Source organism: Nostoc sp. FACHB-888 (assembly GCF_014696655.1).
Lineage (GTDB): Bacteria > Cyanobacteriota > Cyanobacteriia > Cyanobacteriales > Nostocaceae > Nostoc.
The window spans coordinates 1-7,211 of record NZ_JACJQM010000202.1 but is presented as its reverse complement, the minus strand read 5'-3'; the positions used below and the strand labels follow the sequence as shown (position 1 = coordinate 7,211).

At 41.7% G+C, this 7,211-nt stretch carries 7 protein-coding genes; 4 read left to right on the top strand and 3 right to left on the bottom strand.

Annotation, left to right across the window (positions count from 1 at the left end; genetic code table 11):
* Positions 1-40: 40 nt before the first annotated feature.
* A complete protein-coding gene (locus tag H6G26_RS36515) occupies positions 41-526 on the bottom strand; it encodes an SDR family NAD(P)-dependent oxidoreductase (protein ID WP_190736332.1) in 486 nt (161 codons plus the stop codon).
* Between the two features lie 305 nt (positions 527-831).
* Entirely contained in the window at positions 832-1,422 is a 591-nt protein-coding gene (locus tag H6G26_RS36510) for a nuclear transport factor 2 family protein (RefSeq protein WP_190736330.1), read from the bottom strand.
* A gap of 162 nt (positions 1,423-1,584) precedes the next feature.
* Between H6G26_RS36510 and H6G26_RS36505 the strand changes: the two genes are divergently transcribed.
* Positions 1,585-2,493, top strand: a complete 909-nt coding sequence (locus tag H6G26_RS36505) for a LysR family transcriptional regulator (RefSeq protein ID WP_242054199.1) — start codon at positions 1,585-1,587, stop codon at positions 2,491-2,493.
* Between the two features lie 33 nt (positions 2,494-2,526).
* Here the strand turns inward: H6G26_RS36505 and H6G26_RS36500 are convergent, their stop codons facing one another.
* Complete coding sequence (locus H6G26_RS36500; protein WP_190736328.1) at positions 2,527-2,778, bottom strand: hypothetical protein; 252 nt, start codon at positions 2,776-2,778, stop codon at positions 2,527-2,529.
* A 202-nt stretch (positions 2,779-2,980) separates the two neighbouring features.
* Between H6G26_RS36500 and H6G26_RS36495 the strand changes: the two genes are divergently transcribed.
* The 3 genes from H6G26_RS36495 (at position 2,981) to H6G26_RS36485 (ending at position 7,014) form a co-directional block, all read left to right on the top strand.
* Positions 2,981-3,316: a hypothetical protein gene (locus tag H6G26_RS36495; RefSeq protein WP_190736326.1), complete on the top strand. Its 336-nt coding sequence runs from the start codon at positions 2,981-2,983 to the stop codon at positions 3,314-3,316.
* A 47-nt stretch (positions 3,317-3,363) separates the two neighbouring features.
* Complete coding sequence (locus H6G26_RS36490) at positions 3,364-3,636, top strand: hypothetical protein (protein WP_190736325.1); 273 nt, start codon at positions 3,364-3,366, stop codon at positions 3,634-3,636.
* 897 nt (positions 3,637-4,533) lie between these two features.
* Positions 4,534-7,014, top strand: a complete 2,481-nt coding sequence (locus H6G26_RS36485; protein ID WP_190736322.1) for a calcium-binding protein — start codon at positions 4,534-4,536, stop codon at positions 7,012-7,014.
* The last annotated feature ends 197 nt before the right edge of the window (positions 7,015-7,211 follow it).

The following is a 7,211-nucleotide window of genomic DNA, read 5'->3' as shown; positions in this document are numbered from 1 at the left end:
CCCAGGCATCAATCTTTTTAGTTATCTCACCCCATTCAGATTAAGAAAACCAATCATTATAACACAAAATCAATTCTGCAAGAGGTCTATTCACGATTCGACCACTAGGGCTTTTCAAGATTAACGGTAGTAATGCTTGAGTCAGTTCTACTAAAGCAAAAAAGTTGGTATTAAATGTTTGTCGAATTATATCTAAAGAAATAGAACTGGCGTTACTCGTTAGCCAGTCACCATCAAGAAATATCCCAGCATTGTTGATCAAGATATCAAGTTTACCAAACTGTTCATCAATTTCTTTAACTACAGATTGAATTTGGTTGCTGTCGCCAATATCAAGTGCAATCGCTACAGCATCAACTCCTTGCTGCTGTAACTTATCTGCTGCTGTAGATGCTGCCTCTAAATTGCGTCCGGCAATCAGAATCTTTAATCCATGTTGCCCAAGTTGACGGCTCATTTCCAGCCCCAAACCCTTATTTGCACCAGTGATTAAGGCTACTTTGTTCTTCAGTTCGCTTTGCCCCATTGTAAGTTACTCCTGTTGAATTAGAGATTACATCACATTCAAGAACAATAGGTTTAAGCTTTGTTTAAAGTCTGCACTCAATCCTCTCACATAATCTCTAAAAATAAAACCTAGAAAAAAGGCTAGGTAAATAGTACAGATGTAAGAATTTAGCCCTTCTGAATACATTCGTAAGAATAATTAAAGAATCAGGCTAAGGTTTGATAAATAAATATCTTAATTTTACTGAGATCCTTATCAATTCTGACTTCAGAAGGACTGTTAGCGGTAGCGGGGCGTTTAGCCCGTGCTGAGTTCTTACGTTTTTAGAATAAAGGTTGACGAAGCTGATCGCGCTCATTTGCCAGTGCCGCAAAGTAATGGCCAGTAACTTGATCTAAACCAAAAATTTCTGACACTGCCATTTGGTCAATTGTGAGGTGAGCCAGTTTCCAAACATCTTTTTCTTTGCGGAATTGAACCACTTGAACAGCGTGAGCCAGTAAAATAGGATTGTCAGTTCTAGACAATGTAGAGGTATTGGCAAACTTGAGGACATTCAAATAAGCAATAGCAGTTGCAGTATCATCGTTGTCAGCATAGACGATAACATTAGTCAATTGATGGCGAATTCCATTAAGTAACGCTGCCTCATTATCCTGCCACAGCTGTTTGAATGAGGCTCGATCCAAGCGCTTTGCAAGTGCATGATCCATTACAAAATCTTCGGTAAGAATGGCATCCATGATCTCATAGCGGCGGGTATCAAAAATCAATTCTAATAAATATAGTTTTTCAGTTATTTCCAATTTGTCTGCTGCTGCAAGTTTGTATGTAGATTCCGTGGTGTACTGGGCAAACAGTGCATCCGGAAGCTGGGTATGCAGTAGAGTTGGGTTGGAAGGTTGGCTAGTCATTTTAGTTTCTCCAGATTGGATTTGGATTTTGTGTAAAACTTGTTTACTTTGTGTTGCTTTGTGTTTGTCTTAATAATCAGGATATTTTGTTTATAATCATTTGAGAAGAGGTTGCGTTTCACTTCTTTATCCACTTTTTTTCAACAGTCTGTGATTAAGAGTTTGTCGAACCTACTAGCATTCGTGCGCGTTGCAGAAGCCCAAAGTTTTGCCCAGGCATCAAATGATCTAGGCTTGTCTACTTCAGCGGTCAGCAAAGCCGTTGCCCGATTAGAAGCGGATTTAGGAGTTAAGCTTTTCCATCGGACTACTCGTAGCATTAGCCTAACGTCTGATGGAGTGCAATTTTATGAAGGATGCCAGCAATTACTAGGTGAACTAGATGCCTTAGAAGCAGAAATTCAAGGAAATCGTGCGACTCCTAAAGGGCAATTAACCGTAAGCGTCCCGCCTTCATTTGGGCGCGTTTGCTTAGTGTCAATCATCAAGGAATTCACCCAAACCTTTCCAGAGATTTCCCTTGACATTTTGATGGATGATCGCCAAGTGGATCTAGCTAAGGAAGCAGTTGATGTAGTGATTCGCACAGGACAATTGAGCGACAGCGCCAATCTAATTGCTCGCCAACTCTTCACTTATCCTTTAGTCGTTTGTGGTTCACCTACATATTTTAAGCAACATGGGCGACCTCAGCATCCAGAACAACTTCAACAACATAGCTGTTTAAATTTCCGCAATCGAGCAACCGGACGTATTTACCCGTGGTCTTTCACCCTTGAGTACAAAGCTGAACAATATGCCGTTAGTGGTTCTGTTGTGTTTGATAATGCAGATGCAATCGTGCGCTCAACAATCGCAGGATTAGGTCTAAGCCAGATGCCTGGATTCTTGGCAGCAGAAGCAATTTCTAGCGGTAATTTGGTAGAAGTTCTCAATGCCTATCGACCATTGGAAGTTCCAGTTTGGATTTGCTATCTTGATCGTCGCTTTGTTGCACCCAGAATTCGGTCATTTGTTGAGTTTGTAGCAGTCCAGAAAGAGGTTTTTACAGCAATGTGTATCTATAGTTAGCTACTACCTAAATTTTACACCTGATTCATGACTTTACCCCTCAATACCTTTGCCACTCTTATAGTTCATCGCTCTAGGTTTCTTCTTACCGATAGGAACCACTTTCGATTGCTTGGGAGGTTGAGGCGGACGGCATTTTTCACAATAGAGCGGTCGCACACCAAAAGTTTCTCGTTGTGTGGGTTGTTCACACTGCTTACATACGAAGTTGAAAACGCGGGTGTGAATTTCCCGCTTATGCGCTCTGACGGTGTACTCTCGAACTTGGATTTCTTTGCTTGCCATTGCTTATTGCAATTAGTAACTTTTTGGATCTTAGCCTTTGCTAAGAAGATTTCAATGCTCTGGGTAAACATAATCACCCGTTCACCCGTTTTGTGAATGGGAATTTTCATGGCTACGCCAAAGCCAGAATGAGAGTTGCAACGACCAAACCCAGCTGCAACGTCTCACTATATTGAAAAATCACAAACATTTGGAGTTAATTATGGATATCCAAGCTACTCTCACCTTGACGATCCAAGCAGTCGTTATGAGCTTTGTTGCGCTGATGGTTTTCGATTTCATAGATGGTTTGTGGGTTGTACCCTTACCGCCAATCGAATGGGAGACATCGGTTATTGAACAGCCCACAGTTTCCGCAACTTCCCCACAACCTACTCTACAACAGGAAATTCAACAAGCCACTCCGAGGGCGATCGCATTTGAGAAGATTTCCGACCCCTGGACTTTAGAACCACAATCCCCTCACCATTCTGTTCCCACGCCAGCAGTTATAATCCCTTTGCCCAGACTCCGACTACTCCTACCTAACCTGTCTTAGCTCAAACGGCTACGCCAAAGCGAAAGTGATGTATTCATATAATAGATATGGTCAGCCTTATAGCCACACAAGGAACTCTATTTGACCTAGAAACAGTTCTGGACTACGGACAATCAATCCTCAATGTTGCTCAAGAACTCACCAAATCACTGATTGAAAAACGAACTATCGGGACTAAAACAATTCAGTCCCAGATGAATCGCCACTTTCACGGCACGGCAGCAGAGGGCGCATGGCAGTGGAAAGATGCTTACGAGGCAGTGGAAGTGGCGCAAATGTTATATCCTAGCGTGGTAAAGCTAGCTAGAGCAAAAACTTAAACCTAGCAAATTCGTTATTATTGAAAATTTTGGTTTACCTATTTACGCGTATTTCAATCATTAAAAATCTACTCTAGCAAGTTTTACCACTCTAGGTTATATCTGCATCAAAAAGGTTACAAGCTTTTATTAGATATTCTTAGTCTCGGCATTCTTTTGTGACTTTTTTGCTGATTCTAAATCAATCGTAGCGATCACCTCCGGTGGGATACCGTTGGCGAATTCATGTAAACCACAATTTATGAAGTGAGGCGCTACGACATCTCAATGCTTTGAGGGTAGTGATCGCAATTCGCCAACAGTATCCGGTGGGCGCTTCGCGCCATCGCACTTCACCTGCCCATTTAAGCAAATTCCTATCTAGCTGGCTTTTTGGGCTTTTCTATCCGTCGAACTCACGTTAAAACAATATGAAGAAGAGACAAAGTTCAGTATTTGTATATACATTTATCGGCAAATAATGTAAAGAGTATGCAAAGACGTTTATTCAAGTATAAACATTTAAGTAAAATATTGACTATGTAGTTATTTTGAGGCTACCTATTCCTATTGAGATGTTATCTATTTTCAGCTTACACACCTGCGGAGAATAGCTCACTAATGTATAAGACTTTTCATAGACTGAATCTTCAAAAAATATTAGGGACTTCCAAATAACAAAATGTTCCAAAACTGACGGAAAAACTCTTTCTATTCCTCCTCTCTGTTCTCTGTGTATCTGTGGTTTGTTTATTTGGATAATTTATTTTTTGGAAATCCTTTACTGTTCCTCAACAGTGGCGTGTAAAGTATGCCGAAAAGGTCAAATTCCGATGAAATTTTATGCCCAAAAACAGCACTAAATTCAAGATTGAGAACTGAAATTACTGAAAAAATCGATTTAATTAGGTGAAAATCATGGCAGATATTATTGGAACCAACGGGAATGATACCTTATTAGGCACTGACAGCGCAGACACGATTAAGGGTCTTGCAGGCAACGATAGCATCACCGCTAAGCAGGGCAACGACACCCTACTTGGTGGTGGCGGCAAAGATAGATTTGTTTACGACTTTGGCAACGACATATACTCAAACCTCAACCTCGGCATAGATACCATCACCGATTTCGGTGGCGTAGGTAAAGGAACAAACCCAACAGCAGCAGTTTCTGCCGAAGTGGACACCCTAAAATTTCAAGGTACTCCCTTCACTCCTGAAAATCTGCTGCTCACCCAGAATGATAGCAATCTGGAAATCACCTTTGAAGACGACTTTAATGATACCAAAGTCATCCTGCAAAACTTTGCCCTGGAAAACCTAGATAACCTGAGCAAATCTACAGGAGCCACTGTAGACTTGGGCAATATAGAGTTTGATGGGCAAACTACTGTTAGTGATAGTTTTGATGTCTTCAATGCCAACTCCACCCAAAGCACTATCTTCAATAAAAACACAGTTACTTTTCTTAACGACCTCGACAATAATGTTAGCGGTTTTGACAAATCAGATGATGTCATAAATGGTCAGGGGGGTGATGACTTCATTGATGGCAAAAGTGGCAACGATTTACTGCGGGGTGGCGCGGGCAATGATACCCTTGATGGTGGTACTGGTGACGATACATTGAATATTGACAATTCATCAGGCGATAACCTGCTCAATGGTGGCGATGGCAATGATTTTCTTAGTGCCTCTAGCGACGAATACAAATTTTTCAGGGGCGGTTCCGGCATTCGCAGTTCCGGCAATAATACCCTTAACGGTGGCGCTGGTGCGGATAACTTGAATATTAACTATTCAACAGGCGATAACCTGCTCAATGGTGGCGATGGTAATGATACTCTTACAGCCTCTGGCTACGTGTATAGCTATGGTTATTCTATTGGTGTCTCTGGCAATAACACCCTCAACGGTGGTACTGGTAATGATTACTTGACTGCTGACAATTCAACAGGCAATAACTTACTCAATGGTGGCGTTGGTAATGACACCTTGAATATTGACGCTTCAGATAGCGATAACTTACTCAATGGTGGCGATGGTAATGATTATCTATTCGCCTCTGGCTATGGTACTAGATACGACATTGTTCGCTCTTTAGGCGATAACACCCTCAACGGTGGTGCTGGTAACGATATATTTAATATTGACTATTCAGAAGGCAATAACCTTCTCAATGGTGACGATGGCAATGATTCTCTTTCCGGTTCTGGCTCCTTTGAATTCTTCGGAGGATTCTTCGCCGCTTCTGGCAAGAATACCCTCAATGGTGGCGTTGGTGACGATACATTGAATGTTAACTCTTCACCAGGCAATAACCTACTTAATGGTGGCGATGGCAATGATTATCTCTCCGGTTCTGGCTCCTTTGTAGAGTACGGATTTTTCGCCGCTTCTGGCAATAACACCCTCAACGGTGGTATTGGTGACGATACATTAAATATTGACAATTCATTAGGCAATAATCTCCTCAATGGTGGCGATGGCAATGATTATCTCTCTGGCTCTGGCATCCAGTACAACGATTACGAGGGGAGCCGTTTAGTCACATCAGGGAAAAATATCCTCAACGGTGGCGCTGGTGACGATACATTGAATATTGACAATTCATCAGGCAATAATCTCCTCTCCGGTGGCGATGGCAATGATTCTCTAAGTGCCTTTGGTGCCTCAGGTAATAACACGCTTGACGGTGGTGCAGGGAATAATACTCTCGTTGGTGGTACGGGCAATGACTACCTCAACAGTGGTACTGGTAATGACCTGCTACGGGGTAATGAGGGAAATGATACTCTCATTGGTAGTCGAGGTACTAACACACTTAACGGTGGCGCTGGTGACGATTACTTAATTGTTAACTCTTTTGATGGCTTTAATCTGCTCTCTGGAGGCGATGGAAATGATTCTCTGTTTGCTTCTAGTGACAAGGCATACTTCTCTGGCACCTTTTATAGTAACGTTCTCAACGGTGGTAATGGCAATGATATCCTTACAGGTAGTAAGGGGGAGAATCTCTTGAGAGGTGAGAGCGGTAATGATACCCTAATTGGAGGGGATGGTGGTGATATCCTAATTGGAGGGGATGGTGCTGATATCTTTACTTTCAATAGTTACAATGGGGGTATTGATAGAGTTGATGACTTCAACGCCACTAATGAGTTGATTCAGGTATCTGCTACTGGTTTTGGTGGCAACTTAGCAACACCTTCAGTCTTTGCAAATCAGTTTACCATCGGCACATCTGCAACCACTACTGCTCAAAGATTCATCTATGACAATGTTACGGGTGCATTGTTCTTTGACCAAGATGGCAGTGCGTCTGCATTTACTCAGGTAAAATTTGCCCAACTATCTGCTGGATTATCACTAACCGAAAACAATTTTGTGGTTGTTTAATTGTAATTAGCGCTCCATTAATAAGCGAAAAACCTTGAGAATGCCAGGTGCTTTAGATAGCATCTTGCATTCAATTTATTAATGCAATGAATGTTAATAGAGAATAGTGTTGGCTTATAGAACCCATTTGACATCTTATGAGGTTTTGAATTAAGGTACTCCTCAGCATCTAAAATCTAATACTAATGGCGTACTCC

Excerpts from the sequence above, each read along its gene's own strand:
- H6G26_RS36515 (WP_190736332.1), bottom strand. The coding sequence starts at position 526 with ATGGGGCAAAGCGAACTGAAGAACAAAGTAGCCTTAATCACTGGTGCA.
- H6G26_RS36510 (WP_190736330.1), bottom strand. The coding sequence starts at position 1,422 with ATGACTAGCCAACCTTCCAACCCAACTCTACTGCATACCCAGCTTCCG.
- H6G26_RS36500 (WP_190736328.1), bottom strand. The coding sequence starts at position 2,778 with ATGGCAAGCAAAGAAATCCAAGTTCGAGAGTACACCGTCAGAGCGCAT.
- H6G26_RS36495 (WP_190736326.1), top strand. The coding sequence starts at position 2,981 with ATGGATATCCAAGCTACTCTCACCTTGACGATCCAAGCAGTCGTTATG.
- H6G26_RS36485 (WP_190736322.1), top strand. The coding sequence starts at position 4,534 with ATGGCAGATATTATTGGAACCAACGGGAATGATACCTTATTAGGCACT.
- H6G26_RS36490 (WP_190736325.1), top strand. The coding sequence starts at position 3,364 with ATGGTCAGCCTTATAGCCACACAAGGAACTCTATTTGACCTAGAAACA.